This is a genomic window from Salinisphaera sp. PC39, assembly GCF_040361335.1.
In the GTDB taxonomy this organism is placed as follows: Bacteria; Pseudomonadota; Gammaproteobacteria; order Nevskiales; family Salinisphaeraceae; genus APNM01.
In genome coordinates this window covers 157,662-184,118 of sequence record NZ_APNM01000005.1, presented here as the reverse complement: position 1 = coordinate 184,118, position 26,457 = coordinate 157,662, and the positions used below count along the sequence as shown (strand labels likewise).

27 protein-coding genes and 1 tRNA gene are annotated in these 26,457 nt (G+C 70.6%); 23 read left to right on the top strand and 5 right to left on the bottom strand.

Annotation, left to right across the window (positions count from 1 at the left end; genetic code table 11):
- Window positions 1-17 precede the first annotated feature (17 nt).
- The 3 genes from PC39_RS06975 to PC39_RS06965 are packed head-to-tail and all read left to right on the top strand — an operon-like array spanning window position 18 to window position 2,465.
- On the top strand, window positions 18-695 hold the full coding sequence (locus PC39_RS06975) for an anti-sigma factor family protein (protein ID WP_353252649.1): 678 nt from the start codon (window positions 18-20) through the stop codon (window positions 693-695).
- 16 nt (window positions 696-711) lie between these two features.
- Window positions 712-1,119, top strand: coding sequence for a hypothetical protein (locus PC39_RS06970; protein ID WP_353252648.1), 408 nt, complete (start codon window positions 712-714; stop codon window positions 1,117-1,119).
- A 50-nt stretch (window positions 1,120-1,169) separates the two neighbouring features.
- Window positions 1,170-2,465, top strand: a complete 1,296-nt coding sequence (locus tag PC39_RS06965) for a tetratricopeptide repeat protein (protein ID WP_353252647.1) — start codon at window positions 1,170-1,172, stop codon at window positions 2,463-2,465.
- Between the two features lie 204 nt (window positions 2,466-2,669).
- On the opposite strand, the gene PC39_RS06960 is transcribed toward PC39_RS06965, so the two are convergent.
- A complete protein-coding gene (locus PC39_RS06960) occupies window positions 2,670-3,728 on the bottom strand; it encodes a DUF4382 domain-containing protein (RefSeq protein WP_353252646.1) in 1,059 nt (352 codons plus the stop codon).
- Window positions 3,729-3,942: 214 nt separating this feature from the next.
- Window positions 3,943-4,029: transfer RNA gene (locus PC39_RS06955), tRNA-Leu, on the bottom strand.
- Between the two features lie 90 nt (window positions 4,030-4,119).
- Between PC39_RS06955 and tgt the strand changes: the two genes are divergently transcribed.
- The 4 genes from tgt to secF all read left to right on the top strand — a co-directional run bounded on the left by tgt (window position 4,120) and on the right by secF (window position 8,469).
- Window positions 4,120-5,211 carry a tRNA guanosine(34) transglycosylase Tgt gene (gene tgt, locus PC39_RS06950; RefSeq protein WP_353252645.1) on the top strand — a complete coding sequence of 364 codons (1,092 nt, stop codon included), beginning with the start codon at window positions 4,120-4,122 and terminating at the stop codon, window positions 5,209-5,211.
- Between the two features lie 126 nt (window positions 5,212-5,337).
- Entirely contained in the window at window positions 5,338-5,670 is a 333-nt protein-coding gene (gene yajC, locus PC39_RS06945; protein ID WP_353252696.1) for a preprotein translocase subunit YajC, read from the top strand.
- Window positions 5,671-5,677: 7 nt separating this feature from the next.
- On the top strand, window positions 5,678-7,531 hold the full coding sequence (gene secD, locus PC39_RS06940) for a protein translocase subunit SecD (protein WP_353252644.1): 1,854 nt from the start codon (window positions 5,678-5,680) through the stop codon (window positions 7,529-7,531).
- Window positions 7,531-8,469, top strand: a complete 939-nt coding sequence (gene secF / locus PC39_RS06935) for a protein translocase subunit SecF (RefSeq protein WP_353252643.1) — start codon at window positions 7,531-7,533, stop codon at window positions 8,467-8,469. Before secD ends, secF begins: the two co-directional genes overlap by 1 nt.
- 84 nt (window positions 8,470-8,553) lie before the next feature.
- Here secF and PC39_RS06930 read toward each other — a convergent pair whose 3' ends face one another.
- Window positions 8,554-9,348, bottom strand: coding sequence for an inositol monophosphatase family protein (locus PC39_RS06930; RefSeq protein ID WP_353252642.1), 795 nt, complete (start codon window positions 9,346-9,348; stop codon window positions 8,554-8,556).
- 145 nt (window positions 9,349-9,493) lie between these two features.
- Here PC39_RS06930 and PC39_RS06925 point away from each other — a divergent pair, with 145 nt between their 5' ends.
- The 15 genes from PC39_RS06925 (at window position 9,494) to der (ending at window position 22,732) form a co-directional block, all read left to right on the top strand.
- Window positions 9,494-10,222, top strand: a complete 729-nt coding sequence (locus tag PC39_RS06925) for an RNA methyltransferase (RefSeq protein WP_353252641.1) — start codon at window positions 9,494-9,496, stop codon at window positions 10,220-10,222.
- 113 nt (window positions 10,223-10,335) lie between these two features.
- Complete coding sequence (gene cysE, locus PC39_RS06920; RefSeq protein ID WP_353252640.1) at window positions 10,336-11,079, top strand: serine O-acetyltransferase; 744 nt, start codon at window positions 10,336-10,338, stop codon at window positions 11,077-11,079.
- The gene (locus PC39_RS06915) at window positions 11,076-11,498 is read left to right on the top strand and encodes an Rrf2 family transcriptional regulator (RefSeq protein ID WP_353252639.1); all 423 of its coding nucleotides are present in this window, start codon (window positions 11,076-11,078) and stop codon (window positions 11,496-11,498) included. Before cysE ends, PC39_RS06915 begins: the two co-directional genes overlap by 4 nt.
- On the top strand, window positions 11,495-12,658 hold the full coding sequence (locus PC39_RS06910; protein ID WP_353252638.1) for a cysteine desulfurase family protein: 1,164 nt from the start codon (window positions 11,495-11,497) through the stop codon (window positions 12,656-12,658). Before PC39_RS06915 ends, PC39_RS06910 begins: the two co-directional genes overlap by 4 nt.
- A 21-nt stretch (window positions 12,659-12,679) precedes the next feature.
- Window positions 12,680-13,867 carry a cysteine desulfurase family protein gene (locus PC39_RS06905; RefSeq protein WP_353252637.1) on the top strand — a complete coding sequence of 396 codons (1,188 nt, stop codon included), beginning with the start codon at window positions 12,680-12,682 and terminating at the stop codon, window positions 13,865-13,867.
- A 220-nt stretch (window positions 13,868-14,087) separates the two neighbouring features.
- The gene (locus PC39_RS06900; protein WP_353252636.1) at window positions 14,088-14,468 is read left to right on the top strand and encodes an iron-sulfur cluster assembly scaffold protein; all 381 of its coding nucleotides are present in this window, start codon (window positions 14,088-14,090) and stop codon (window positions 14,466-14,468) included.
- A 44-nt stretch (window positions 14,469-14,512) separates the two neighbouring features.
- Window positions 14,513-14,836, top strand: coding sequence for a HesB/IscA family protein (locus tag PC39_RS06895; RefSeq protein ID WP_353252635.1), 324 nt, complete (start codon window positions 14,513-14,515; stop codon window positions 14,834-14,836).
- Between the two features lie 130 nt (window positions 14,837-14,966).
- On the top strand, window positions 14,967-15,392 hold the full coding sequence (gene ndk / locus PC39_RS06890; protein WP_353252634.1) for a nucleoside-diphosphate kinase: 426 nt from the start codon (window positions 14,967-14,969) through the stop codon (window positions 15,390-15,392).
- Between the two features lie 7 nt (window positions 15,393-15,399).
- The gene (rlmN, locus tag PC39_RS06885) at window positions 15,400-16,533 is read left to right on the top strand and encodes a dual-specificity RNA methyltransferase RlmN (protein ID WP_353252633.1); all 1,134 of its coding nucleotides are present in this window, start codon (window positions 15,400-15,402) and stop codon (window positions 16,531-16,533) included.
- Entirely contained in the window at window positions 16,530-17,291 is a 762-nt protein-coding gene (gene pilW / locus PC39_RS06880; RefSeq protein WP_353252632.1) for a type IV pilus biogenesis/stability protein PilW, read from the top strand. The genes rlmN and pilW overlap by 4 nt, the downstream gene beginning before the upstream one ends.
- Window positions 17,288-18,205: a RodZ domain-containing protein gene (locus PC39_RS06875; protein ID WP_353252631.1), complete on the top strand. Its 918-nt coding sequence runs from the start codon at window positions 17,288-17,290 to the stop codon at window positions 18,203-18,205. Before pilW ends, PC39_RS06875 begins: the two co-directional genes overlap by 4 nt.
- Window positions 18,202-19,494, top strand: coding sequence for a histidine--tRNA ligase (gene hisS, locus PC39_RS06870; protein WP_353252630.1), 1,293 nt, complete (start codon window positions 18,202-18,204; stop codon window positions 19,492-19,494). The genes PC39_RS06875 and hisS overlap by 4 nt, the downstream gene beginning before the upstream one ends.
- Before the next feature lie 16 nt (window positions 19,495-19,510).
- Window positions 19,511-20,170 (top strand): YfgM family protein, encoded by a 660-nt coding sequence (locus tag PC39_RS06865; RefSeq protein ID WP_353252629.1) that lies wholly within the window; start codon window positions 19,511-19,513, stop codon window positions 20,168-20,170.
- The gene (bamB, locus tag PC39_RS06860; protein ID WP_353252628.1) at window positions 20,167-21,345 is read left to right on the top strand and encodes an outer membrane protein assembly factor BamB; all 1,179 of its coding nucleotides are present in this window, start codon (window positions 20,167-20,169) and stop codon (window positions 21,343-21,345) included. Before PC39_RS06865 ends, bamB begins: the two co-directional genes overlap by 4 nt.
- A gap of 43 nt (window positions 21,346-21,388) precedes the next feature.
- A complete protein-coding gene (der, locus tag PC39_RS06855) occupies window positions 21,389-22,732 on the top strand; it encodes a ribosome biogenesis GTPase Der (protein ID WP_353252627.1) in 1,344 nt (447 codons plus the stop codon).
- A gap of 16 nt (window positions 22,733-22,748) precedes the next feature.
- Here der and PC39_RS06850 read toward each other — a convergent pair whose 3' ends face one another.
- Entirely contained in the window at window positions 22,749-23,363 is a 615-nt protein-coding gene (locus PC39_RS06850) for a hypothetical protein (protein WP_353252626.1), read from the bottom strand.
- 97 nt (window positions 23,364-23,460) lie between these two features.
- The gene (gene xseA, locus PC39_RS06845) at window positions 23,461-24,843 is read right to left on the bottom strand and encodes an exodeoxyribonuclease VII large subunit (RefSeq protein WP_353252625.1); all 1,383 of its coding nucleotides are present in this window, start codon (window positions 24,841-24,843) and stop codon (window positions 23,461-23,463) included.
- A gap of 143 nt (window positions 24,844-24,986) precedes the next feature.
- On the opposite strand from xseA, the gene guaB reads away from it, so the two are divergent.
- Window positions 24,987-26,453 (top strand): IMP dehydrogenase, encoded by a 1,467-nt coding sequence (gene guaB / locus PC39_RS06840; protein WP_353252624.1) that lies wholly within the window; start codon window positions 24,987-24,989, stop codon window positions 26,451-26,453.
- The last annotated feature ends 4 nt before the right edge of the window (window positions 26,454-26,457 follow it).

The window sequence follows — 26,457 nt, the reverse complement described above, 5'->3', positions numbered from 1 at the left end:
ACATGGAAGGTGAAGCCATGCGATGCGACGATTTCAGGGAACGGGTACAGGACTGGCTGGACGGGGCGTTGCCCGCGGCCGAGGCCGCGCGTCTGCGCGACCATGCCGCCGCCTGCCCGCGCTGTGCCGCCATCGAGCGCGACTATCGCCTGCTCACCGAGGCCTTGGGCGGCCTGCCCGCGCCCGAGCCGCCTCCGCGGCTCACCGAGCGTCTCGTCCGGGGCGCGGCGCCGGCCCCGTCGCGCGGGTGGCGGGCCGCCGCCGTGGCCGCCACGGTCGTGCTGGCCATTGCCGCGCTGCCCTGGCTCGGCCGCCAGGCGCCGGTCGGCGCCGGCGACCCGGCGGCGGTGCGCCTGGTCGTGGACGGCGACAAGACCGTGTCGCTGTCCCTGGCTTCCGAGAAGCGTCTGGACGGCGTCACCCTGACCCTGGTTCTGCCCGAACATGTCGAGCTCCAGGGCTATCCCCACGAGCGCCGCCTGAGCTGGCGGACCGACCTGAGCGCGGGCGAGAATCGCCTGCGCCTGCCGCTGCACGCCCGTCGCGCGGGTAGCGGCGAACTGGTCGCGCGTATCGAGCACGGCGGCAAGAGCCGCGAATTGCGGTTGCGGCTCGATAGCGTGACCCCCGACCACGGCCGTCGGCACACGAACCCGACGACCCGGCTCGCCGCCGCCCGTGCGTCGCGGGCGTAGAATGGGAGGCATGCCCATGCCAGATCGAGTCCGGAAACCCAGGCGTAGCAATCCACCGGGCTGCCTGTCGGCGCGTGCGCGCGTCGCCGTGGCCCTGTTGCTGTCGGTGGCGGTAGGGCCGGCGCTGGCGCAGCCGGAATCGGACATGGGCGTTACGATGTCGGTCATCGAGGACGAGGAACCGTCGAGCGAGGCCGATGTCGTCAACGAGTTGCGATTGCCCGAGCGCGCCCCCGCGCGTCCGGATGCCGCCGGCCCCGGCAAGGAGGCAGGGGGCCCGCCCCCGGATGTTCCCGGCCGGGAGGCGGCCGAGCAGGCCCGCGAGAACGGCCGTCAGCTCGGGCGCGAGGGTGCCGGACGGCCCGAGAACGCGGGTCCGCCCGAGGCCGGCGGTCCCCCGTCCGGCACGCCCGGCGGCTCCTGAACGTGCGACCGTCACTGGTCGGCCGTCCGACGACGGCCCCGCGCTAGCGTATGCCCGGATCCTTCGCTAGCCCGGGCCCGCTCGCCTGGATCGCCGGCCTGTGCCTGCTGGCGTCCGGCGCATCCGCCGATCAAGGGTCGGCGGATGCGGCCTATCGTGCCGGCATCGCGGCCGCGCGCGACTCGGATTACGTCCGGGCCCTGCGGCATTTCCGGGACGCGCGCGACCACGGCAAGAATTCCGCGACTCTGTATTTCAATATCGGTGTGGCCCGCTATCGGCTGGGCCGCTACCCGGCCGCGCGCGAGGCCTTCCTGACATCGTCGGAATCGGCGCCCTTGCGGGCGATCAGTCTCTACAACCTGGGTCTGGTGGCCCGGACCGAGGGGCGTTCGGCCGCCGCGCGGGCGCGATTCCGCGAGGCCTACGACACCGCACGCACGGACAAGCTCCGCGACCTGGCGGCCGCGGCGCTGGACGGGTTGCCACGGCGCCATTCCTTCTACATCGAGGGCTTCGCCGGCTACGACAGCAATCCGCGTCTGGCCGGCAACGAGGGTGACGAGGTGTTGCAGGCCGGGCGCGAGGGGGACGCCGTGGCCGGGGTCTTCGCCGCCGGACAATACCTGCTCGCCGGCGACTGGGACGACGGCCTGCGGCTGCGCGGTCACGCCTACAACGAGTCCCATCCCGATCTCGACAGCGAGGACATCACCTCGCTGCGGGCCGGTCTGGGCGTGTACCGGACCCACGGTTGGCGCTACCGCGTCGAGGCGGGTCATATCCGGCTCGGCGACGATACGCTCCAGGACAGCGTCGGTGTCCGGGTCGCTCGCCGGTATCGTCTGGGGGACGGACGGCGCCTGGCGCTGGCGCTCGAGGGCGAGCGTATCGCGGGCGGTGACCGCTACGCCTATCTCGACGGCTGGCGCGTCTCGCCACGCGCGGGGCTCCGGGGCGATGCCGGTCCCTGGTCCTGGTCGCTGCGTTATCGCCTCGAGTACAACGACCGGGACGACCTGTCCGAGGGCGGCGACTTCTTCAGCGTCTCACCCTGGCGCCACGAGATCGGTGCCGGCGTACGCCGACCGCTGGGCGGCGGTTTCGCGGGCCGGGCCGGGGTGGCTTACCGGGTGAGTCTGTATACCGATCCGGAGATCCGGGAAGATGCTGTCCTGGACGAGCGCGAGGACGACCGCGTCGAATTCCGGCTGGGCCTGTCGCGTCCGCTGACCGAGCGCTGGACCGCGCGGTTGGAGGCCACCCACTGGGACAACGACTCCAACTTCGACCGCTACGACTACGAGCGTACCGACGTCCGGCTGTCGCTGGGCGCTTCTTTCTGAGCGGCCGAATCGGGCGCCCATAAAAAAGGCGGGCCTTAGCCCGCCTGAAAGCCCTAGCACGGTTTTTATCAGGTGCCGCTGGGAGAAAGTTCACCTCGGCGGTCTCGCTCTCCTGCGCGGCGTCAATTCGATGCAGACGTACGTGAAGGGGGCATCCGGGGCGGCGCGCACGCGTGCCGCCCCGGATGCCGTGTCGGACCGGCCTCAGGTGGCCGGTTCCTCGGCGACGGTCTCGAAGTTCACGACCTCGGGATCGTCGTCCGCGTCCACGGTGACGTTGGTCGGCTGCTCGAAGATCATGTCCTCGTCGGTCTCGGACATGTCGCGGTCCGCCTCGCAGGTAAAGGCGATGGTGTAGTCACCCTCGGCCACGAAGCCGATGGTGTACTCCAGCATCGTGTCCTCGTCCTGTTGCGAGACGGTCGCCGTGGTGACGGGGTTCACCTCGGTGGTGTCGCCGTCGGAGTCGTCCGTGTCGTGGTCGGGCTGGGGATCGTCCTGCTCGTTGCCCGTCGAGGCGGTCACATTCACATCGCCCGGCGTCTGGTCGAATCCCTCGTAGAGATAGACGGCATTGCCGGTCTCGGCGGGGGTGGTGCAGTTCTCCGCCAGCGTCAGCTCCGGGCTGACCTCGCCCTGGATGGTGTCCACCTCGACATTGTTAACCAGACGCAGGGCCGGGCGCAGCAGGTAATACGCCTCCTGGTTCTCCGGCTTGGTCAGGGCCTTGCGCAGGTCGAAATCGATGGTGAAGTCGACGTTGCCGCCCGCGGGCACCACGAGCTGGTCGTCGGCGGCGTTGAGCTGCAGGAAGCGCGGCTGGCCCTGGCTCTGTTCCGGACGGTTCTGCTGACCGGGGATATAGAGATCGAATACGCCGCCGCCGTCTTCCTCGACCTCCGAACCGTTGGCGGTGCCGCCGAGCACGAACAGACGCACGAAGCTGTATTCGCCGGCCGGGACCTCGGTATCGCCCAGGATCGTGGCCGATTCCTCGCCGGTCAGCGACAGCAGGTCGATTGTCACCGGCTGGTCGAACTCATAGGTCTCCATCGGGCCGTCGGCCGGCTTCAGTGCGATCGACCCGAAGGTCACGTCCACCCGCGCGAGACTGTCCACGGGCGCGTCAGTGGCCGAGAACGAGGCCGTGCCCGTGTCGCTCGACGAGTCGCCGCCCCCGCTGCTGCCCCCGCAGCCCGCCAGCATGACAGCCGCGAGGGCTCCCACGGTCCCGACCGCGAAACGCTTCCCAATACCTAGCATCGTTATGCTCCTTTTACGTTGGCCTTACATGGGGAACACGCAGGGCAACGGCGAAAGGTTCCATGGAGAGGGATAGCCCGGGACGGCCGCCCTTGGCGGGGTCGGAGGGTGATTGCAGCGGGACTCGCCCGATCCGGGGACAGCGGATCGGCGCGAACGGCGGTGCCCGAAGGGCTTGGCGCAGGGAGGCGCCAAGCAACTCGCACCCCGGTTTTGGTGCCCGGGGTGGGACTCGAACCCACACGGTATTTCTACCATCGGATTTTGAGTCCGACGCGTCTACCAGTTCCGCCACCCGGGCAGGGCGGCGCATTATAGCCGGCTCGGCGCCGTATCTCTAACACGGCGGCCAATCGACGGCGGCGGCCGGCGCGGCTACACTCCCGCGCCCATGCGCTTCGAACTCCTCGCCACCAGCGATCGCGCCCGGCGCGGGCGCCTGCACCTGCCGCACGGCACGGTCGAGACACCGGCGTTCATGCCGGTGGGGACCTACGGCACGGTGAAGGGCATGCTGCCCGAGGAACTGCGGGATCTCGGCGCCGACATCGTGCTCGGCAACACCTATCACCTGATGCTGCGGCCGGGCACCGAGGTGATCGCCGCCCACGGCGGCCTGCACGGGTTCATGCACTGGGAGCGGCCGATCCTGACCGACTCCGGCGGCTTCCAGGTGTGGAGCCTGTCGCCGATGCGCAAGCTGACGGAGGAGGGCGCCGAGTTCCGCTCGCCGATCGACGGCAGCAAGCATTTCCTGACCCCCGAGCGGGCGGTCGAGGTCCAGCATGCGCTGAATTCCGATGTGGTCATGGTGCTGGACGAATGCACCGACTACCCGGTGCCCGAGCACGAGGCGGCCGAGTCGATGCGTCGCTCGATGCGCTGGGCGGCGCGCTGCCGCGAGGCCCACGGCGACTCGGAGAACGCCCTGTTCGGGATCAACCAGGGCAGCGTCTACCCGGCGCTGCGGCGCGAATCCATGGAGCGGCTGCTGGAGATCGGCTTCGACGGCTATGCCATCGGCGGGGTGTCGGTGGGCGAATCCTGGGACGACAAGGCGCTGGTGCTGGACACGGTGATGCCGCTGGCGCCGGCCGACGCCCCGCGCTACCTGATGGGGGTGGGCACGCCCGCCGACATCGTGGCGGCCGTGGCCGCGGGCGTGGACATGTTCGATTGCGTGCTGCCGACCCGCAACGCCCGCAACGGTTACCTGTTCACCTCCGAGGGCACGATCAAGATCAAGCACGCCGCCCACCGTCACGATACCGGCCCGCTGGATCCGGCCTGCGATTGCTATGTCTGCCGCAACTATAGCCGGGCCTATCTGCACCATCTCTACCGCTGTGGCGAGATCCTCGCCGCGCGCCTGCACACTTGGCACAATTTGCATTTCTATCTGCGGCTTATGCGCGACATCCGGGCCGCGATCGCCGAGGACCGGTTCGAAGCCTTTGCCCGAGGGGCCGTGATTGGTGACTAGTGATTGGTGATTGGCGCAGGGGTGTCTTGACGAATCACCAATCACCAATCACGAATCACACTCGTTCTGGCATAATGCCGCGCTTCGCTTCGGGTATCGTCCCGCCGGGAAACAGAAAGGGTGACCATGGACTTCTTCATCTCTTCCGCCTGGGCCCAGAACGGGGCGCCGCCGCCCGGCGGCGGCATCATGCCGACCCTGATCATGGTCGGCCTGTTCTTCGCCTTCATGTACTTCCTGATCATCCGGCCGCAGATGAAGCGGCAGAAGGAGCACCGCCAGCTCATCGACGGGCTGGAGAAGGGCAACGAGGTGATCACCTCGGGCGGCCTCGCGGGCAAGGTCCGCGAGATCGGCGAGAACTTCATCGTCCTCGAGGTCTCGGACGACGTCCGGATCAAGGTGCAGAAGCAATCGGTCTCCAGCGTCGTGCCCAAGGGCACGCTGGATTCCAACTGATCCCGCGATGAACCGCTACCCGCTCTGGAAGTATCTGTTGCTGGGCGTGGTGCTGGCGATCGGCACCCTGTACGCGCTGCCCAATCTCTACGGCGAGCAGCCCGCGGTCCAGATCTCCGCCGAGGACGGCGGGGCCGTGAGCCAGTCGTTGCGGCAGCGGGTGGTCGCGCACCTGCAGTCGAACGGGATCGACGTCGGCAAGTCCTCGATCAACGAGGACCGCCTTTTGGTCCGGGTGCAAAGCTCCGAGGCGCAGTTGCGTACCGCGGACCTGCTGCGACGCGAATTGGGCAACGACTACGTGGTGGCCCTGAACCTGGCCTCCACCACGCCGGCGTGGCTGCGCGCGATCAACGCCAAGCCCATGAACCTGGGCCTGGACCTGCGCGGCGGCGTCCACTTCCTGCTGGAAGTGGACATGCAGACGGTGATGGACGAGACCTATGACCGCCTGGCGCGGGATATCCCGCGCATGCTGCGCAAGGAGGACATCCGCTACACCCGGGCCGCCCGCGACGGCGAGTCGGTGCGGGTGCGCTTCGCCAACGCCGAGCACATGGACCGCGGCCTCAAGCTGCTGCGTTCGGAGTTCGACAATCTCCGGTTCACGACCGCCGAGGGCGAGGCCGACACCGTCGTGGCCCGACCCACCGAGCAGGAGATCGCCCGGATCAAGGAACTCGCGCTCGAACAGAACCTGACCACGCTGCGCAACCGGGTCAACGAGCTGGGCGTGGCCGAGCCGCTGGTGCAGCGCCAGGGCGAGGACCGGATCGTGGTCGAGTTGCCGGGCGTGCAGGATACGGCCGAGGCCAAGCGGCTGCTGGGCAAGACCGCGACCCTGGAGTATCGCCTGGTGGCCCAGGGGCAGGACGCCGAGGCCGCCGCCAGCCGCGGCGTGGCGCCGCCCGGCACCGATCTTTACCGCACCCGCGACGGGCGCCCGATCCTGCTGGAGGAAGACGTGATCGCCTCCGGCGACCAGCTCGTGGACGCCTCCGCCGGCTTCGACCAGCAATCCGGCAGCCCGGCGGTGTTCGTGACCCTGGACGGGGCCGCCGCCAGCAAGATGTTCGATACCACCCAGCAGCACGTGGGTGATCCCATGGCGGTGCTGTTCGTGGAGAACAAGATCGAGACCCGCTACGAGGACGGCAAGGAAATCCGCGAGCGGGTGAAGGTGGAGGAGGTGATCAACGTCGCCACCATCCGCGGCACCTTCGGCAAGCGTTTCCAGACCACCGGCCTGAGCAGCCAGGAGGCCCACGACCTCGCGCTGCTGCTGCGGGCGGGCGCGCTCGCGGCGCCGGTGAACATCGTCGAGGAGCGTACCGTCGGTCCCTCGCTCGGTCAGGACAACATCGAGCAGGGCCGGTTGGCCGTGGTGCTGGGCTTCCTGCTGGTGGTGGTGTTCATGGCGATCTACTACCGGGGTTTCGGCCTGTTCGCCAACGCCGCGCTATTCCTGAACCTGATCCTGATCGTGGCGGTGCTGTCGATGCTCCAGGCCACGCTCACGCTGCCCGGCATCGCCGGCATCGTGCTCACCGTGGGCATGGCGGTGGACGCCAACGTGCTGATCTTCGAGCGCATCCGCGAGGAACTGGACGCCGGCAACTCGCCGCAATCCGCGATCGCCTCGGGCTATGACAAGGCGTTCTCCTCGATCGCCGACGCCCAGGTGACCACGCTGATCGCGGCGGTGGTGCTGTTCGGCTTCGGTACCGGCCCGATCAAGGGCTTCGCCGTGACCCTGTCGATCGGCATCCTGACCTCGATGTTCACCGCCATCGTCGGTACGCGGGCCCTGGCGAACCTGACCTACGGCCGCAAGCGCCGCCTGCAGAGCGTGTCCATCTGATGAGATTGATCAAGCCCGACACCCGCATCGACTTCATCGGCCGGCGCCGTTTCGGCTACATGCTGTCGGCCGTGCTGCTGCTGGTCTCGATCGGCTCGCTGGCCGTGCAGCAGCTCGAGCTGGGCATCGACTTCACCGGCGGCGTCGTGGTCGAGGTCGGCTACCCCGAGGCAGTCGAGTTGAACGGGGTGCGCAACGCCCTTGCCGAGGGCGGTTTCCCGGACGCGGTCGTGACCAACTACGGCAGCGCCTCGGACGTACTGATCCGTCTGCCGGCGCCCGAGGGCGAGGACGCGGCGATGACCAGCGACCGTATCCTCGCGGCCCTGGAGGACGCCAACCCCGACGCCGAGATGCGCCGCATCGAGTTCGTGGGGCCGCAGGTGGGCGAGGAGCTGACCAACAAGGGTGGCCTGGCCCTGCTGTACGCGCTGATCGGCATCCTGATCTACGTGATGATCCGCTTCCACTGGAAGTTCTCGGTGGGCGCGGTCGCGGCCCTGGCGCACGACGTGATCATCACGCTGGGCGTGTTCTCGCTGTTCCGGTTCGAGTTCGACCTGACCGTGCTGGCGGCGTTGCTGGCGGTGATCGGCTACTCGCTGAACGACACCATCGTCATCTTCGACCGTATCCGCGAGAACTTCCGCCGCATGCGCAAGGTCGAGGCCATCGAGGTCATGAACGCCTCCATCAACCAGACCCTGGCCCGGACCCTCATGACCGGCCTGACCACGCTGCTGGTGCTGCTGTCGCTGCTGCTGGTCGGCGGCGAGGCCATGCAGGGCTTCGCCATCGCGCTGATCGCGGGCGTGACGATCGGTACCTTCTCGTCGATCTACACCGCCAGCGCCCTGGCCCTGGCCCTGGACGTCACCAAGGAAGACCTGTTCCCGCCCAAGGACGACGAGGAAGGCGCCAAGTCCTCCGAGGTCTGATTTTTATACGAACCACAGAGACACAGAGCGCACAGAACGAAAAAACAAGTACATGAATCCTCTGTGTTCTCTGTGCCCCTGTGGTTAGTTCTTCCTGGTCACGACCTCTTTCAGCGACGTGTAAATCTTGGGGCTGCCGGCGATGACGGCGCCGGTGTCCATGGGGTCGTTGTCGTCGGGCTTGTCGGGGTCGGTGGCGATGCCGCCGGCCTCGCGTACCAGCAGCAGACCGGCCGAGATATCCCAGGGCGCCAGGCCCCGCTCCCAGTAGCCGTCCAGCCGCCCCTTGGCGACGTAGGCCAGGTCCAGGGCCGCGGACCCGGCCCGCCGGATATCGCCGGCCGTTTCCAGGACCCGCGTGAAGGCCGCCAGATGGTCGGCGACGTCGCCGTCGCGCCGGTAGGCGAAGCCGGTGGCGACCAGCGCGCGCTCCAGTTGCGTGGCGCGAGAGACACGGATGCGGCGGCCGTCGAGTTGCGCGCCGTCGCCGCGGCTGGCGGTGAACAGCTCGTCCTTGACCGGATCGTAGATCACGCCGTGCGCCAGTTCGCCGCGGACCCGACAACCGATGGAGACCGCGAAGTGGGGCAGGCCGCGGATGAAATTGGCGGTGCCGTCGATGGGATCGATGATCCACTCCACCTCGCTGCGCCGACGGCCCTCGCTGGCGCCGCTCTCTTCGGCGAGGATCGCGTGATCGGGATGGGCGCGGCGGATGGTGGCGATGATCGCCGCCTCGGCGGCGTGGTCGATCTCGCTGACGAAGTCGTTGCGCGACTTGTCGCGGATCTGGCCGACGTCGCCGCGACGGTAGGCCTTCATGATCTCGCGCGCGGCGGAACGCGCGGCGGATACCGCGATATTCACCAGGGGCTGCATCGGGTCGTGCGTCTTCGGGTGGTTGAGGGCGGCGTAGAATAGCAAAGCGCGGCGAGGCCGCGCTTGTCTCCGGTTTCCCGTTTCGTGTTTCATGCACGTTTTATCCGGGCTCGGGCGTCGCCGAGGCCAACACGAAACCTGACACATGAAACCCGAAACAGCGCTGAGCGCCGTCCGCATCGTCCTGGTCGAACCCCAGCACCCCGGCAATATCGGCGCCGCGGCGCGGGCGATGAAGGCCATGGGCCTGTCCGATCTGGCCCTGGTGGCACCGGCCTCGTATCCGCACGCCGACGCCACCGCCCGCGCGGCGGGCGCCGACGATATCCTGGCCGCCGCGCCGGTGCACGCCGCGTTGCCGGAGGCGGTGGCGGACTGCCGGCTGGTACTCGGCACCAGCGCCCGTTCGCGGCGCCTGCCCTGGCCGCTGGTCGATGCGCGCGAGGCCGCCGGCCGGGCGCTGGCGGCCGTCGGCGACGGGCCGGTGGCCCTGGTGTTCGGGCGCGAGCGCAGCGGCCTGAGCAACGCCGAGCTGGATCGCTGCGATCTCCACGTGCAGATTCCCTGCAACCCCGAATTCTCGTCGCTGAACCTGGCCGCGGCGGTGCAGGTGCTGTGCTACGAGCTGCGGCTGGCCGCCGGCGCGGGCATCGAGCCGGCCGGGGAATACGATCCGCCCGCCACCGCCGCCGAACTGGAAGGGTTCTACACGCACCTGGAAGAGGTGATGGTCGCCGGCGGGTTCCTCGATCCCGAACGGCCGAAATGGCTGATGCGCCGCCTGCGCCGGCTTTTCACCCGCGCCGCGCCGGAGTCGGCCGAGATCAATATCTTGCGGGGCCTGCTCAAGGCACTGGACCCGCGCCGGCGCTGACAGCCTTTCGGCCGCTCCGGCCGGGACTGGAAACCCGCGACGGCTCGTGCGTATAATCCCGACCGAATAGGTTGGGTATTGCGGCCGGCGCGGCCGTGGCGAGAGGACGGGCCATGCTGAAACGAATGCGCGAGGACGTCGCGGTCATCTTCGAACGCGACCCGGCGGTGCGGGGCACCTGGGAGGCCATCACCACCTATCCGGGGCTGCACGCCCTGTGGTGGCACCGGGTCAGTCACTGGTGCTGGAATCACGGCCTGCTCTGGCTGGGCCGCTTCCTGTCGCACCTGGCGCGCTGGTTCACGGGTATCGAGATCCATCCCGGCGCCAAGATCGGCCGGCGGTTCTTCATCGACCACGGCATGGGCGTGGTGATCGGCGAGACCACCGAGATCGGCGACGACTGCACCATCTACCAGGGCGTGACCCTGGGCGGCACGAGCTGGAATCCCGGCAAGCGCCACCCGACCCTGGAGAACAACGTCGTGGTCGGTGCCGGGGCCAAGGTCCTGGGACCGTTCACCGTGGGCGACGGTGCCCGCATCGGGTCCAACGCCGTGGTGGTCAAGGAGGTGCCGGCCGGCTGCACCGTGGTCGGCGTGCCCGGCAAGCTGGTGAAGTGCAAGGAGGCCACCGCCGGCGGCGATCACCGCGCGGCCCTGGCCGAGCGCATCGGCTTCGATCTCTACGGCGTCACCCAGGACATGCCCGACCCGGTGTCGCGCGGTATCGACGCGATGCTGGATCACATCCACACGCTGGAGCAGCGCCAGGCGCAGCTCCAGGCGCTGGCCGAACGTCTCGAGGCGCGGATGCCCGCCCGGGATGCCGGCGAGCGGGAGACCGGCACGGGATGAGACTGACCACGCGCGGCCGCTACGCGGTCACGGCCATGCTCGACCTCGCCATGCACGGCGGCGAAGGCCCCGTGTGCCTGAACGAGATCGCCCGCCGCCGGGACATCTCGCCGGCCTACCTGGAGCGGTTGTTCCGCAACCTGCGTCGCCGCGGACTCGTATGCAGCACCCGCGGCGCCCATGGCGGCTATCAGCTCTGCCGCTGCGCCGGCGAGATCAGCGTCGCCGAGGTCATCGCGGCGGTCGACGAGTCCCTGGACGCGACCGCCTGCGACGGCGACTGCGGCGGCCTCACACACGATCTCTGGGAGGAGCTGACGCAGCATGTGCGCCGCTTCCTGGAGACCAAGACCCTGGCCGAGCTTTGCGAGGCCCGGCAGCGCGAGGATGCCGCGCGAGAACTGCGGGAGGAAGCATGAGCCTGTATTTCGATCACAACGCCACCACGCCCCTGGACGAACGCGTCCTGGAGACGATGTTGCCGTGGCTGCGCGAGGGCTATGCCAATGCCGCCAGCCTGCACCGCGGCGGTCGCGAGGCGCGGGCGGCCATCGACCATGCCCGTGAGCAGGTCGCGGCGCTCGCCGGCGCCCATCCCGGCCAGGTGGTGTTCACCGCCGGCGGCACCGAGGCCGACAACCTGGCGGTCAAGGGCCTGGCCGCGCGGCTGCCGCGCGGCCGGGTGCTGGTCGGGTCGATGGAGCATCCGGCGGTCCTGGAAGCCGCCCAGGCGCTGGCGCCGCACGGCTGGCAGGTGGACGAGATTCCGGCCGGCGCCGACGGCCGCTACGACCTGACGGGGCTGCGCGAGCAGCTCGCCGCCGGGGACGTGCGGCTGGTGGCGGCGATGGCCGCGAACAACGAGACCGGGGCGCTCCAGGACACCGCCGCCATCGCCGAGGCCGCGCGCGAGGCCGGGGCGCTGTTCCACTGCGACGCCGTGCAGCTCGCCGGCAAGGGCATGCTGCGCTATCCGGAGACGGGGGCGCACACGCTGGCGCTGTCGGCCCACAAGATCTACGGACCCAAGGGCGTGGGCGCGCTGATCCTGGACAAGGGTGTTGACATCGAGCCGCAGCTCCACGGCGGCGGCCACGAGGGCGGCCTGCGCGCCGGCACCGAGAACACGGCGGGCATCGTGGGTTTCGGGGCCGCCGCCGAACTCGCCGCGGCCGAGCTGGAAGAGCGCTACGCCGGGCTTTTGACCCTGCGCGACCGCCTGGAGGGCGGGCTTTCCGGCATGCCCGGCGTCACCGTGTTCGCCGAGCACGTGGCGCGTCTGCCCAATACGGTGCAGTTCGCGGTGCCGGGCTATGAAGGCGAGGGCCTGCTGATGTCGCTGGATCGCCACGGCATCGCGGTGTCCTCGGGCTCGGCTTGCGCCTCGGGGCGCGGCGAGCCCAGCCACGTGCTGTTGGCCATGGGTATCGATCCCACGGTGGCCTATGGTGCGGTGCGGGTCTCGCTCGGACGCGACAACAGCGCGGAGGATGTCGACAGCTTCCTGGCGACCCTGCGCGAGCTGACCAGTGCGGGCGCCGCCATGCCCAGCCTCAACCCCGCGGTGCTCGCGGGCTGATCGTCCGGCCCGGCAAGGATCGTGGACGCCATCTATCTCGACAACGCCGCCAGCGCGCCGCTTGATCCGGCGGTGCGGGAGGCGATGCTGCCGTACCTGGCGGGCGTCGCCAATCCGGCCTCCGGCCACGGGCCCGGCCGGCGGGCGGGCGCGGCGGTGGAAACGGCGCGCGAGCGGGTGGCGGCGCTGATCGGCGCCGCGCCGGACGAGATCGTCTGGACCTCGGGCGCCACCGAGGCCGACAATCTGGCGATCGCCGGGCCCGCCGCCTTCGCTGGCGGGCCCGGCCACATCGTGACCACGGCGATCGAGCACAAGGCCGTGCTCGACCCGGTCCGGCGCCTCGCGCGGGCCGGCTGGCGCGTGACCGAACTGGGCGTGGACGCCGGCGGCCGGGTGGATCCGGCGGAACTGGCGGCGGCCCTGGCGGACGACACCGTGCTGGTCTCGGTGATGCACGTGAACAACGAGACCGGGACGATCCAGGATCTGGCCGCGATCGGCGAGCACGTGCGCGCCCATGGGGCCGTGTTCCACGTCGACGCGGCACAGTCGCTGGGCAAGCTGCCGTTGTCGGCGGATGCCGTCGGCGCCGACCTGATCAGTCTCTCGGCCCACAAGCTGCACGGGCCGCAGGGGGTGGGGGCGTTGTACGTGCGCCGCCGGCCGCGGGCGCGGCTCGCGCCGATCCTGCATGGCGGCGGTCACGAGCAGGGCCTGCGGCCGGGTACCCTGCCGGTGCACCAGGTCGTGGGCATGGGCGCCGCCTGTGCCCTGGCCGGCGAGCGCATGGCCGCCGAGCGGGCCGCGATCGCGCGCCGCCGCGACCGGCTGTGGACCCGGCTGGCCGGGCTCGGCGGCGTCCGTCGCCACGGCGATGCGGACCACACCGTTTCCGGCATCCTCAATGTCGGCGTGGCGGGCGTCCACGGCGAGGCGCTGCTGGCCGGGCTGACGCTGGGCGAGCCGGCGCTGGCGGTGTCCTCGGGCGCCGCCTGCAGCGACGCCCGGGCCGGTTCCTCCTACGTGCTGCGCGCCATGGGTCTGACGCCGGTACAGGCCGCGGCCAGCCTGCGCTTCTCGCTGGGGCGGTTCACCACCGACGACGACATCGAGCGCGCCGCCGATCGTGTGATCGAAGAGGTAACCCGGCTGCGTGCCCTGGCTCCGTCCGCGGCGGATCCGGACGCGATCGCGGGGGCGGCATGATCAGGCTTGGATTGAAACCACAGAGGCGCGCAGAGGCGCGCAGAGGGACGTTGAATATCGCTACCGCAACCGCTGCGGCGCACTCCACCCGTCACGGACACGGGCACGCCGGCGGGTTTCGTTCCCTGGATGCCGGACTGGCGCGAAGCGCCGTCCGGCATGACATAAAAATGAAAATCCTCCGTGCGCCTCTGTGCGCCTCTGTGGTTAATGTTCTCGAATGAGAACGCAGGATTACAGCGAGACGGTCGTGCGGCGTTTCCTGGCGCCGTCACACGCCGGGCCGCCGCCCGATGGCGGCCGGGTGCTGACCGGCCGGGCCAGCGCGCCCGGCGATCTGGACCTGGCGTTGTACCTGTCGCTGGCGCCCGATGACGTTACCATTGTAGGGGCGACATTCCTGGCGCGGGCCTGTCCCGCCGGCATCGCCGCCGCGGACTGGGCCTGCGAATGGCTGCGCGGCCGAACCCTTGAGGAAGCGCGCGGTCTAACCGTGGCACATATCGAGGCCGGCGCCGGATTGGCGCCGGACCGGCGGGATCGGGGGCTGCTGGTCGAGGACGCCCTCGCCGCGGCCCTGGCTCGGGCGCGGGACGCCTGAATCCCGCCGTGGGAATGGACTGCTGCAACGACACTGAGAGCGTTATGGGTATCGAACTGACCGAAGCCGCCGCCGAGCGGGTGAAGTCGCAGCTTGCCAAGCGCGGATCGGGCGTCGGCCTGCGCGTCGGCGTCCGCAAGTCCGGCTGCAGCGGCTACATGTACACCATGGATTACGCCGACGAGATCGGCGAGGACGACGCCGTGTTCGAGGAGCACGGCGCCAAGGTGGTGGTCGCGCGCAAGCATCTGGACCTGCTCGACGGCACCACCCTGGATTTCCGTTCCGAAGGCCTCAACCGGATGTTCCGCTTCGACAACCCCCGGGCCAAGCACGCCTGCGGCTGCGGCGAATCGTTCACCGTCTGAGCCGCGCCGCGGGGCGGCATGCATTGCCGGGGCGCGCCGCCGCCCGCTAAACTTACGCGCTTTTGTCGGCCTTGGGCGCGAACCGCCGCCCGGGGCGGTTCTTCAATCCAAAGAAAGGTAGGGAGTAGGAATGGCCGTCGAGAGGACCCTGTCCATCATCAAGCCCGATGCCGTCGCCAAGAACGCCATCGGCGAGATTTACCGCCGGTTCGAGGCCGCCGGCCTGAAGATCGTCGCCGCCCGCATGCTGCAGCTCTCGCGCGAGCAGGCGGAAGGGTTCTACGACGTGCACCGCGAGCGGCCGTTCTTCAACGACCTGGTCGAGTTCATGATCTCCGGGCCGGTCATGGTCCAGGTGCTCGAGGGCGAGGACGCCATCGCCAAGAACCGCGAGCTGATGGGCGCCACCAACCCCGAGGAGGCCGCGCCCGGCACCATCCGCGCCGATTTCGCCGAGACCATCGACGCCAACGCCGTGCACGGCTCCGATGCGCCCGAGACCGCGGCCAACGAGGTGGCGTTCTTCTTCGAGGAAGGGGAGATCCTGTCCCGCTGAGGCTGCCATGAGCGACACGCGCGTCAATCTGTTCGGACTGGACCGGGAAGGCCTGGCGGCGTTCTTCGCCGAGCGGGGCGAGTCCGCGTTCCGCGCCAAGCAGGTGATGCGCTGGATCTATGGCCGCGGGGTCACCGACTTCGCGGCCATGACCGACCTGTCCAAGGACCTGCGGTCGCGGCTGCCCGACATGGCCGAGGTGCGGCCGCCGGTGGCCATCGACGACCGCCTGTCCGGCGACGGCACGCGCAAGTGGCTGCTGGCCCCGGACGAGGACCCGAGCGCGGCGAACGCGGTCGAGGCGGTCTATATCCCCGAGACCGATCGCGCCACGCTGTGCGTGTCCTCGCAGATCGGCTGTGCCCTGGACTGCAGTTTCTGCGCCACCGGCAAGCAGGGCCTGAACCGCAACCTCGGCGTGGCCGAGATCGTCGGCCAGGTATGGCTCGCCGAGCACCGGCTGCGCGGGGAGGGCCGGCTGTACGGCAACCGCGCCCTGACCAACATCGTGTTCATGGGCATGGGCGAGCCACTGGCCAACTATCGCAACCTGGTGCCGGCCTTGCGCATCCTGCTGGACGACTACGGCTTCGGCCTGTCCAAGCGCCGGGTCACGGTCTCCACGTCGGGCCTGGTGCCGTTCATGGACCGGTTGCGCGAGGAGGTGGACGTGGCCCTGGCGGTGTCGCTGCACGCGCCGGACGACACCCTGCGCGACGAGCTGGTGCCGATCAACCGCAAGTATCCCCTCGCCGAGCTGATGGCCGCCTGCGACCGCTATACCGGCGGCAAGGATCGGCGCGCGCACGTGGTCTACGAATACGTCCTGCTGGCCGGCGTCAACGACGACGAGCGCCATGCCCGGGCCCTGGCGGGCCTGCTCCGCAACCGGCCGGCCAAACTCAACCTGATCCCGTTCAATCCGTTCCCGGGCAGCGGCTACGAGCGTCCCGACGAGGGCCGGATACGCCGCTTCCAGGACCGGCTCTACGAGCGCGGTATCCGCACCACCGTGCGCCGCACGCGCGGCGACGACATCGACGCCGCATGCGGTCAGTTGGTCGGCCGCGTGCGTGATCGTCAGAAGCGGCATTTCCGGGAGGTCCCGATCAAGGTCGAGCCGTCCACGGTGGGTGCATGAGAACGACTCGCCCCTGGGCGTCGCTGGCGCTCGCGGCGGTCCTGGCGGCCGGCTGCGCCGGCACCCCCGACAGCGTCCCGGACCCCGAACGCGCGGCCGCCGCCAATGCCGACCTGGGCATCGAGTACCTGCGCAACGGCGACGAGGCGCGTGCGATCCGGACCCTGGAGAAGGCCCTGGATTACGACCCGCGGCACGTGGACGCCCACTGGGCCCTGGCGATCGCCCACGGGCGGCTCAACGAGAACGATGCCGCCGACCGCCACTACCGGCGGGCGCTCGACCTGCAGCCCCGGCCCGAGATACGCAACGGCTACGGCGTCTTCCTGTGCCGCACCGGGCGCGTGGACGAGGCCCTGGCGCAGCTCGAGGACGCCGCCGACAATCCCCGCTACCCGGACGCGGCGGATGCCCTGGCGAATGCCGGCCTGTGCCTCGCCCGGGCGGGCGAGGCGGAACGCGCCGACGGTTACTTCCGGCGGGCCCTGGAGCGCAATCCGCGGCACCGGCCCACGCTGGCGGCGCTGGCCGAGCAGAGCCTGGAGCGTGGTGATAACCTGCGCGCCCGCGGCTTCTTCCAGCGCCTGGAAGACACGGCCGGCCCGAAGACACCGCTGGCCGACGAATGGCTGCTGCTGGGCGCCCGCATCGAGTCGGCCCTGGGCGAGCGCGAGGCGGCCGAGGCCTATCTCCAGCGCTACAACGACCGCAACCCCGGGGACCGGCGTACCCTGGACCAGCTGGACGACGACGCATGAGTGACGACACGCACGATCAGCGCGACGGGGAGGGCGACGCCGGGGATGCCCCGGATCCGCGCCTGTCGCCCGGCGAGCGCCTGCGCCGCGCACGCGAGGACAAGGGTCTGTCGCTGGACGAGCTGGCGGCCCAGACCCTGCTGTCGCGGTCCACGCTCGTCGCCCTGGAGGAGAACGACTTCGAGCGGCTCTCGCAGCCCGTGTTCGTACGCGGCTATTACCGCAAGTGCGCGAAAGTGCTGGACCTGCCCGAGGACGAGTTGATGACGGCTTACGCCGAGTATACCGGCGTGCCCGGACCGCGGCCCGCCTCGCCCGGCCAGGTCGACGTGATCCCGCAGGACGTGACCCCGCGTAGCTGGCGGGCCCTGAGCCTGCTGTTGACGGTGGCGTTCGTGGTGGCGGCCCTGGCCGTGGTCTGGTGGCTGGTGCCGCGTCTGACCGGCGGGCTGGGCGACGACGGCACCACCCCGGCGGTCGACCGCGGGGCTTTCGAGCGCTCCGCGCTGCAGCCGCCGGCCGGCGGCGAAGCGTCCGGACAGGAGACTCAGGCCGCCGGCGCGAACGCGCCCGATACCACCGGCGCGTCGAGCGAGACACCGCCCGCGCGGACGTCGGAACCGGCGGCGCCGGAGACGGAAACGACCACCGCGGCCGGATCCGCCCGTCTGGAGCTGCGTTTCGAGGCCCGCTCCTGGGTCGAGGTGCGCGACGCCACCGGCGCGCGTCTGCTCGACGGCATCCTGCCCGCCGGCAGCGAGCGCATGCTCGAGGGCGAGCCGCCCTACCAGGTGTCGCTGGGCAATGCCCCGGCCGTCGAGCTGCGCCTGGGCGGCCGGCCGGTGGACTTCAGCGACCGCATACGGGACAACAACACCGTCCGCCTGACCCTGCCCGCGGAGGGCGCGGAATGAGCCGGGCCATCCAGTCCGTGCGCGGGATGAACGATATCCTGCCGGACGAGGGGGCGCTCTGGCGCACGCTCGAGGACGCGGTGGCGTCGGTGTTCGAGGCCTACGGCTACGATCGCATCCGGCTGCCGCTGCTGGAGCGCACCGAGCTGTTCAAGCGCGCCGTCGGCGAGGTCACCGACATCGTCGAGAAGGAGATGTACACCTTCGAGGACCGCGGCGGCGACAGCGTCAGCCTGCGTCCCGAGGGCACGGCCGGCTGCGTGCGCGCCGGCATCGAGCACGGCCTGCTCCACAACCGGGTGCAGCGGCTCTGGTACGCCGGTCCGATGTTCCGCTACGAGCGGCCGCAGAAGGGCCGCTACCGGCAGTTCCACCAGTTCGGCGTGGAGGCCTTCGGTCTGACCGGGCCGGACGTGGACGCCGAGCAGATCGCGATGTGCGCGCGTCTTTGGCGTCGCCTGGGCCTGACCGGGCTGCGCCTGGAGATCAATTCCCTGGGCACGCCCGCCGAGCGGGCCGGATACCGCGACCTTCTGGTGGATTACCTGCGGGGACGCGAGGACGAGCTGGACGACGACAGCCGCCGCCGCCTGGAGACCAACCCGCTGCGCATCCTGGACAGCAAGAATCCGGCGATGGCGGAGCTGCTGGCGGCGGCGCCCAGCGTCCTCGACGCCCTGGGGCCGGAGTCGCGCGAGCACTTCGAGACCCTGTGCGCCACGCTCGACGGCCTGGGTATCGCCTACCGGGTGAATCCGCGGCTGGTGCGCGGCCTGGACTACTACACCCGGACGGTGTTCGAATGGCTCACCGACGAACTCGGGGCCCAGGACGCGGTCTGTTCCGGGGGACGCTACGACGGCCTGGTGGGGCAGCTCGGCGGCAGCGACACGCCGGCGTTCGGTTTCGCCCTGGGCGTCGAGCGGCTGATCGCGCTGATGGCGGCGCAATCGGTGCCGCTGGCCGACGTGTCGCCGCACGTGTATCTGGTGTATCAGGGCGAGGCCGCGGCGCGTACCGCGCCCGGACTCGCCGAGGACCTGCGCGACGCCGTGCCCGGCCTGCGCCTGCTGGCGCACGCCGGCGGCGGCAGCTTCAAGAGCCAGTTCAAGCGTGCCGACCGCAGTGGCGCGGCGGTGGCGCTGGTGCTGGGGGAGGCCGAGGCCGAGGCCGGCGAGGCGCGGCTCAAGCCGCTGCGGGATCAAGGGGATCAGGAGACGGTCGCCCTGGCGGACCTGCCGCGGCGCCTGGCCGGGGACTTCGGTCTGCCGCTGGCCGACAACGCATAGAACGGAACCGGGAATCATGGCGGACAGCTACAACGAAGACGACGAGCTGCAGAAGCTCAAGGATTGGTGGCGTCAGAACGGCCTCGCCCTCGTGCTGGGGGTGGGCGCCGGTCTGGGCGCGATCCTGGCCTGGCAGGGCTGGGATGCCTACGTCGACAACCGCGCCCGCGAGGCCGCGTCGCAGTACGCCGAGCTGCGCGGGCTGCTGGCCGAGGGCGAGCTGGGCGATCCCGCCCGCGCGGCGGTGCAGAGCCTGCGCGAGGACTACGCGGCCACGCCGTATGCCGCGCAGGGTGCATTGATGTACGCCCAGCGCCTGGTCGAGGCCGAGCGTTACGACGATGCCCTGGCCCAGTTGACCTGGGTCGTCGACTACGCCGACCAGACCGCGTTCCGGCACATCGCGCGCGTGCGCCGGGCGCGACTGCTGTGGGCCCAGGACAAGGCCGAGGAGGCGCTGGCCCTGCTCGAAGGCGACCGGCCGGACGCATTCGTCTCGCTGTACGGCGAGTTGGCCGGCGACATCCATGCCGCCGCCGGCGACCGTGAAGCGGCCCGCGACGCCTACCGGCGGGCCCTGGCGCACCTGCCCGAGGATGCCGACGCGGCGCCGTTGCAGCGCAAGCTGGACGCCGTGGCGGTCGAGGAGAGCGCGACGGACGAGGAGGCGGCATGACCGCAACGACGATGCCGCGGCCGGGCGCCGCCTGGCTGCTCGTGTCCCTGGCGGCCCTCGCCGGCTGCGCCGGCGGCGGCCAGCCTCTGCCCGAGCCGGCCCCGCTGCCCGAGATCGGCCAGCAGACCATCGAGGTCGAGCGCGTCTGGCGGCGCGGCACCGGTGACGGCGGGGCGTCGTTCCAGAACGGCCTGGTGGCCGCGATCGACGGCCGCAATGTCTATACCGCGCACGCCGACGGCCTGGTGTCCGCGCACGAGCTGGAGAAGGGCAAGCGCGTCTGGCGCGTCGAGACCGAGCTGGCGCTGAGCGCCGGCCCGACCGTGGCCGATGGCCGGGTGTTCGTGGGCAGCCGCGACGGCCAGTTGCTGTCGCTGTCCGCCGAGGACGGCAGCGAGCTGTGGCGCCGCCCGGTGTCGAGCGAGATGCTGTCGGCGCCGACCGTGGCCGAGGGCACCGTGCTGGTGCGCACCCTGGACGGCCACCTCTCGGCGTTCGAGATCGCGGACGGCGCCCGCCGCTGGACCGTGACCCACAACGTCCCCACGCTGACCTCGCGCGGGACGTCCAGCCCCGTGGTCGCCGACGGCACGGTGTTCGCCGGCCTCGACAACGGCAAGGTGGTGGCCTACGACGTGACCACCGGCGAGCGCGTCTGGGAGCAGACGGTGGCCGCGCCCACCGGTCGCTCGGAGCTGGAGCGCATCGCCGATATCGACGCCGGCCTGCTGGTCGCCCAGAACGAGATCTACGCCGCCAGCATCGGCGGCAAGACCGCCTCGCTGTCGCGCACCAGCGGCCGCATCCGCTGGCGGCGGGACATCGCCAGCCGCAGCGGTCTGACCTTCCGCGGCGGCGACGTGTTCCTCAGCGACCTCGACGGCAGCGTCTGGGCGCTGGAGCGCACCAGCGGCGCGGCCCTCTGGGAGCAGGATGCCCTCGCGCATCGTGGCCTGAGCGCGCCGGCGGTGCACCGCGGCTACGTGCTGGTGGGCGATTTCGAGGGCTACCTGCACTGGCTGATCCCGGAGGACGGCACCGTTGTGGCGCGCGCCCATCCCGTGGGCGACGCCATCGTGCGTGCGCCCATCGTGATCGGCGACCGTATCCTGGTGCTGTCCGCGGGCGGCGATGTCGCCCTGCTGGAGACGTCCTTCGTCCAGGACGAGGAATAGCCGTCCGCCGGGATCGACCGGCGGGACCGCACCGGAACCGAACATGTCGTCACAGCTTCCCGTCGTCGTCCTCGTGGGCCGGCCCAACGTCGGCAAGTCCACCCTGTTCAATCGCCTGACCGGCAGCCGGGACGCCCTGGTGGCGGACCGGCCGGGCGTCACCCGCGACCGGCACTACGGTTTCGGCAACGCCGCCGGACGCCGCTTCCTGGTGGTGGATACCGGCGGGCTGGGCGTGGACGACGCCGCCATCGACGAATTGTCGCGGCGTCAGACCGAGATCGCGCTGGCCGAGGCGGACGCGGTGCTGTTCGTCCTGGATGCCGCCGAGGGCGCGACCCCGGGCGACGAGACCATCGCCGAGTGCCTGCGCCGGCTGGACGTGCCGGTGTACGCCGTGGTCAACAAGAGCGAGGGCCGCGACGCCGACGTCGCCACCGCCGAGTTCCATGCCCTCGGCCTGGGGCCGCCCCGGGCCATCTCGGCGCGCCACGGCGACCGCGTGGGTGCGCTGATGGAGACGGTGCTGGCGACCCTGCCGGAAGCGGACGAGACCGGCCCGGCGGCGGACGCCGAGGCGCCCCTGCGCATGGCGGTGCTGGGACGCCCCAACGCCGGCAAGTCGACACTCGTGAACCGCCTGCTGGGCGAGGAGCGGATGCTGGCCCTGGACGAGCCGGGCACCACGCGTGACGCGGTCGCCGCCGATTTCGAGTTCGACGGCCGCGCTTTCACCGTAGTCGATACCGCCGGCATCCGGCGTCGATCCCGGATCGAGGATCCCCTGGAGAAATTCAGCGTGATCAAGGCGCTCCAGGCCGCGGAGGCGGCGGACGTCGTGGTCCTCATGATCGATGCCCGCAGCGGGGTGGGGGCGCAGGACGCCCGCTTGCTGGGTCTGGTCACCGAGCGTGGCCGGGCCGCGGTGATCGCGGTGAACAAGTGGGACGGCCTGGACCCCGACGCCCGCGACATGGTGCGGCGGGAACTGGAGGTACGGCTGCCGTTCCTGGACGTGTTGCCGGTGTGCTTCATCTCGGCCAGGCACGGCTCCGGCCTGCGGGAGCTGATGCAGTCAGCGGTGCGGGCGCGCACGGCGGCCGCCGCCGACCTGTCGACCTCGGAGTTGAGCCGGGTGCTGGAGCGCGCGGTGGCGGCGCACGCCCCGCCGGCGGTGCAGGGGCGCCGGATCAAGCTCCGTTACGCCCATCAGGGCGGACGGTTCCCGCCGCGGATCGTGATCCACGGCAACCGCACCGAGCACCTGGGCCCGGAGTACAAGCGCTACCTGATGCGCCGCTTCCGCGAGGCGTTCGACCTCTACGGCACCCCCATCGAACTGGTCTTCCGCACGGGCGATAACCCCTACGAGAAGAAGCGCCGCTGACCGCGGCGGCCGCGGCTCAGTAGCCCGAGCGCATGGGCGCCTGGCGCACGTCCACAAGGTGGTCCTTGGCGCCGGGCATGTAGGACGGCTTCTCGCCGTCGATATAGAACTGCCAGACCTCGACCTGCAGGGTCTCGCCCTTGCGCTTCCAGCCGACCACCAGGCCGTCGCTGGTATGCACGTAGTGCAGGCGCCGGATCTGCATCCAGATCTTGGCGTCCGACAGGTTGTCGAAATGGTGCTGGCCTTCCTCGACGTCGACCCGGTAGATGCCGTTGTGCGGCTCCCAGCCGGTGGGCACGCCCTCGTAGTAGATACCCAGGCTGCCGGCGTAGCGCTCGCTGCGCGGCTTCATCACGACGGCGCGGGTGGCGCCGTCCCAGGTGAAGCGCCGCAGCAGGCCCGGACCCGCATCGACCCGGATCCGTCCCTGGGGCGTGGTGGCCGCCACGCGCATGCCGTTCTCGAGCACGACCTCGTTGCGGGCGGGCACCGGCGGCGCGGAGGGCAGGGACGCCTTCTTGGGCTCGGGCTTGGCCGCCGGCGGCGGCGCGGTGGCGCAGCCGGTTGCCAGCAGGGTCGCGGCGACCAGGGTCAACAATCCGTTGCGGCGAGCGGTCAACTGATTCATCCGGTGGTTCCTCTCATGTGCCGGCCGGCTTTATCGTGTGTGCCGGCCTCCCGTCACGGTGGCCGTGGCCGTTCCGGCGGGAATCGGCCACGCCTGGTCAAACCTTATCACGGTCCCCGCCGGTGCCGGGGTGCACCGCCGTGATGCGGCAGTCGAGCGCGCCCCGATGCAGGCGCAGGTGCAGATCGTCGCCGGCGCGTGCCGTGCCGGCGTCGGTCAGCACGCGACGGTCCGCGGTCTCGGCGATGGCGTAACCGCGCTCCAGGGTGCGCAGCGGGCTGACCGCGTCGAGCGCGCGGCAAAGCACGCGCAGACGGCCGTCGAGGGTGTTGCGGTACGCGGCGTGTGCCGCGCGCAATCGATCCTCCAGGCGTTGCAGCGCGGCCGTCTCCCGAGGCAGACGGCGTGCCGGCGAGGCGCCGCGCAACCGGGACGTGGCGGCGTCCAGGCGGCCCCGGCCGTGGCGCAGCGACCAGTGCACCGCGCGCCGCAGCCGGGCTTCCAGCTCGTCGGCGCGCTGCATGCCCTGCTGGATGCGGCGCTCGGGGTGCAGCCGCTCGAGCCGGGCGTGCCGCTGGGCCAGCTCGCGGCCGGCATTGGTCAGGCGCAGACGTGCGGATGCGTCCAGGCGCCGCCGCAGCCCGTCGATATCGCGCAGCCAGGCCCCCTGGTCGGGGCAGACCAGCTCGGCGGCGGCCGAGGGGGTCGGCGCGCGCACGTCGGCGGCGAAGTCGGCGATGGTCACGTCGACCTCGTGGCCCACACCCGCCACGACCGGAATCGGGCAGGCGCGGATGGCGCGGGCCACGGCCTCGTCGTTGAAGGACCACAGGTCTTCCAGGGAGCCGCCGCCGCGTACCAGCAGCAGGACATCGCAGTCGCCGCGTTCGCCGGCGCGCCGCAGGGCGCGCACGATCGCCGCCGGGGCGGCTTCGCCCTGCACGGGCACCGGGTGCAGCAGGACCTCGCCCAGCGGGTAGCGCCGGCGCAGCACCGCGAGCACGTCCCGGATCGCGGCGCCGGTGGGCGAGGTGATCACGCCGATGCGTCGCGGCCGGGCGGGCGGCCCGCGTTTGATCGTCGTGTCGAACAGGCCCTCGCCGGCCAGCTTGCGCTTGAGCTGCTCGAAGGCCCGCTGCAGGGCGCCGTCGCCGGCGTCCTCCAGGTGTTCGGCGATGAGCTGGAAGTCGCCGCGCGCCGGATATAGCGACACGCGGGCGCGCACGCGCACGAGCTGGCCGTCCCGGGGCGCGAAGTCCACCAGCCGGTTGCGGTTGCGGAACATCGCGCAACGTACCTGCGCGGCCTCGTCCTTGAGACTGAAATACCAGTGTCCCGAGCGCGGTCGCGCGAGGTTGGACAATTCGCCCTCGACCCAGAGCAGCGGGAAGCTGTGCTCCAGCAGCTCGCGCACGGCGGCGTTCAGCTCGGAGACCGAGTAGACGGGGGTGCCGTCGGCGGTGGCGGGGCTCTCGGGCATGGTCAAGGGGGTGGCCTCTCTTTTATAATCGCCGGCTTCCTGGCACCCGCCGTGACCGCCCAGCGCAGCCGGCGGATGCCGATCGACATCCAGGGGATACGGCCGATTTCCGGTGCCGGTCCCCGACGCGGGACGGTAAGCGCATGCGTATCAGCGAGCAAGCCCTGACTTTCGACGACGTCCTGCTCCAGCCCGCCTATTCCGACATATTGCCGCGCGAGGTCGACCTGCGCACCGACCTGACCCGCGAGATCCGCCTCAATATCCCGCTGGTCTCCTCGGCCATGGACACGGTCACCGAGGCGCGCCTGGCGATCGCGCTCGCCCAGGAGGGCGGCCTCGGCGTGATCCACAAGAGCATGACCCCCGAGGCGCAGGCCTCGCACGTGCGTACGGTCAAGAAGTTCGAGTCCGGCGTGATCTCGGACCCGATCAGCGTGGGCCCGGACACCACCATCCGCGAGGTCCTGGAGCTGACCCGCGACAAGAAGATCTCCGGCGTGCCGGTGATCGACGGCCGCCGCCCGGTCGGCATCGTCACCAGCCGCGATCTGCGCTTCGAGACCCATCACGACGCGCCGGTGACCTCGGTGATGACGCCGCGCGAGAAACTGGTGACGGTCGAGGAGGGCGCGAGCAAGGAGGAAGTCCAGTCGTTGCTGCACAAGCACCGTATCGAGAAGGTGCTGGTGGTGAGCAAGGATTTCGAGCTGCGCGGGATGATCACGGTCAAGGACATCCAGAAGTCGTCCGATTTCCCCAACGCCTGCAAGGACGACGGCGGCAGCCTGCGCGTGGGCGCCGCGGTGGGCACCGGCGGCGATACCGAGGAGCGGGTCGAGGCCCTGGTCTCGGCCGGCGTGGACGTGATCGTGATCGATACCGCCCACGGCCACTCCCGGGGCGTGCTCGAGCGCGTGCGCGTGCTCAAGTCCCGCTTCCCGGACCTGCAGATCATCGGCGGCAACGTGGGCACGGCCGAGGGCGCCAGCGCGCTGGTCGAGGCCGGCGTGGACGCGGTCAAGGTGGGTATCGGCCCCGGTTCCATCTGCACCACCCGGATCGTCGCCGGCATCGGCGTACCCCAGATATCCGCCGTCGCCAACGTCGCCGCGGCCCTGGAGGGCACCGGCGTGCCGTTCATCGCCGACGGCGGCATCCGCTACTCGGGCGACCTGGCCAAGGCCCTGGCCGCCGGCGCCTACGTCGCCATGATCGGCGGCATGTTCGCGGGCACCGACGAGGCGCCGGGCGAGATCGAGCTCTACCAGGGGCGTTCCTACAAGTCCTACCGCGGCATGGGTTCGCTCGGGGCGATGAGCGGCGACAGCGGCTCCGCCGACCGCTACTTCCAGGATCCCAGCGAGGAGATCCAGAAGCTGGTGCCGGAGGGTATCGAGGGCCGGGTGCCCTACAAGGGGCCGCTCGCCACCATCGTCCACCAACTCGTGGGCGGGCTGCGCGCGGCCATGGGCTACACCGGCTGCCGCGACATCCAGGAGATGCGCACCAAGACCAACTTCGTGCAGATTACCTCGGCCGGCGTCCGCGAGTCGCACGTGCACGACGTGAACATCGTCAAGGAAGCGCCCAACTACCGTGTCGACTGACACG